General features: G+C 63.4%; 2 protein-coding genes and 1 pseudogene. All 3 read left to right on the forward strand.

The window, feature by feature from the left end; all coding sequences use genetic code 11:
* A pseudogene (locus Q8K05_RS17170) lies at positions 1–206 on the forward strand (ABC transporter ATP-binding protein); the annotation flags it as partial.
* Positions 207–247: 41 nt separating this feature from the next.
* Complete coding sequence (locus Q8K05_RS17175; RefSeq protein ID WP_305247825.1) at positions 248–1300, forward strand: aromatic ring-hydroxylating dioxygenase subunit alpha; 1053 nt, start codon at positions 248–250, stop codon at positions 1298–1300.
* Positions 1301–1309: 9 nt separating this feature from the next.
* Positions 1310–2278: a PDR/VanB family oxidoreductase gene (locus tag Q8K05_RS17180; protein ID WP_305247826.1), complete on the forward strand. Its 969-nt coding sequence runs from the start codon at positions 1310–1312 to the stop codon at positions 2276–2278.
* Positions 2279–2407 lie beyond the last annotated feature (129 nt).

Consider the following 2407-nt stretch of genomic DNA (forward strand, 5'->3'; position numbering starts at 1 on the left):
AGGAGCTGCTGCGCGCCATTGCCCGCATCACCCGCGACGAAGGGCTGTCGGCCATCATCGTCGAGCAGCATCCGCAGGCCATCCTGGCCATCAGCCACCGCGCCGTGGTGCTCGACCATGGCACGGTGGTGCACAGCGGCAGCGCGGACGATTTGCGCGAGCAGCCCGAACTGCTGGACCGCCTGCTGGGCGTCGCCCGGGCCTGACCCGACCCCTGTCTTTACCTGCATCAAGAAGGTTAAACATCATGTTCCCCAAAAACACCTGGTACGTTGCCTGCACTCCCCAGGATATCGACGACAAGCCGCTGGGCCGAAAAATCTGCGGCGAGCGCATCGTTTTTTACCGGGGCATGGAAGGCCGCGTGGCGGCGCTGGAAGATTTTTGTCCACACCGCGGCGCGCCCTTGTCACTCGGTTTTGTGAGCGAAGGCAAACTGGTCTGCGGCTACCACGGACTGGAAATGGGTTGCGAGGGCAAGACCATTTCCATGCCGGGCCAGCGCGTGCGTGGCTTTCCGCAAATCCGCAGTTACCCCGTGGAGGAGCGCTACGGCTTCATCTGGGTCTGGCCGGGCGATGCCGCGCAGGCCGATGTCGCAAAAATTCCCCACCAGGACTGGTATGACAACCCGGAATGGGCCTATGGCGGCGGCATGTTTCACATCAACTGCGACTACCGGCTGATGATCGACAACCTGATGGACCTGACGCACGAAACCTATGTGCACTCCAGCAGCATCGGCCAGAAGGAAATCGACGAAGTGCCGTGCAAGACCACCGTCCAGGGCGATGAGGTGGTCACGAGCCGTTTCATGGACAACGTCATGCCGCCGCCATTCTGGCAGCTGGCCCTGCGCGGCAACAACCTGGCCGACGACGTGCCGGTGGACCGCTGGCAGATCTGCCGCTTCACGCCGCCCAGCCATGTGATGATTGAAGTCGGTGTGGCCCATGCAGGCAAGGGCGGCTACGACGCTCCGCCCGAACACAAGGCCTACAGCGTGGTGGTGGACTTCATCACGCCCGAGACGGAAACCTCGATCTGGTACTTCTGGGGCATGGCGCGCAAGTTCAACCCCAAAGACAAGGCGCTGACCGCGACCATTCGAGAAGGCCAGGGCAAGATTTTCAGCGAAGACCTGGAAATGCTGCAGCGCCAGCAGCAAAACCTGCTGGACTACCCGGACCGCGCCTTGCTCAAGCTCAATATCGACGCCGGCGGCGTGCAGTCGCGCAAGATTCTGGACCGCATCATGGCCGAAGAGCAGGCCGCTGGCGGCGCACCGGCTGCGGCCTGAGGAATCAGCATGAGCAATCTACCGACGATTTCGGTCCGCGTGGCCCGCAAGCAGCAAGAGGCGGTGGACATCTGCACCTATGAGCTGGTCGCGGTGGACGGCGGGCCGCTGCCCGCCTTCTCGGCCGGCTCGCATGTCGATGTGCACCTGCCGGGCGGCCTGACCCGCCAATATTCCCTGTGCAATGACCCGACGGAAAGCCACCGCTACCTGATCGGCGTGCTGCGCGATCCGGCTTCGCGCGGCGGCTCTGTCGCCATGCATGACCAGGTGCAAGAAGGCCAGTTTCTGCAAATCAGCGCGCCCAACAACCATTTCCCGATCGCGCACGATGCCAGTCGGCACCTGCTGCTGGCCGGCGGCATTGGCGTGACGCCGATCCTGTGCATGGCCGAGCGGCTCGCCAATACCGGCGCCGACTTCGAGATGCACTACTGCACGCGCTCGCCCGAGCGCACCGCGTTCCATCAACGCATTGCCGGCGCCGCCTTTGCGTCCAGGGTGCATTTCCATTTTGACGATGGGGCGCCCGAACAGAAACTGGACCTGGCCGTGCTGCTGAGCACGCCGGCCGACGGCGTTCATCTGTATGTCTGCGGGCCCAAGGGCTTCATGGACGCGGTGCTGAACACCGCCTGGGAAAAAGGCTGGCCCGAGGCGCAGCTGCATTACGAGTTCTTCGCCGGCACGGTGACCAAATCCGACAGCGACGCCAGCTTTGAGGTCCAGCTGGCCAGCTCCGGCAAGATCGTGGTCGTGCCCAGTGACAAGACGGTGGTGCAGGCCCTGGCCGATGCGGGCATTGACGTGCAGGTCTCGTGTGAGCAAGGCGTGTGCGGCACCTGTTTGACCCGCGTGATCGAGGGCATCCCCGACCACAAGGACATGTACCTGACGCCCGAGGAGCAGGCGGCCAACGACCAGTTCACGCCCTGCTGCTCGCGCTCTAAATCGCCAAGGCTGGTGCTCGACCTCTGATTCTCATTACAGTCAACGCATGGAATTGAACCTGGAAATTGTCACCACCCCCGTGCGCCCGGCCGCCACGGTGGTCATGCTGCGCGATGCGCCTGCGGGTCTGGAGGTGTTCCTGATGAAACGCCACAG

Origin of the sequence: Polaromonas sp., from assembly GCF_030682935.1 — a bacterium.
In the GTDB taxonomy this organism is placed as follows: Bacteria; Pseudomonadota; Gammaproteobacteria; order Burkholderiales; family Burkholderiaceae_C; genus Polaromonas.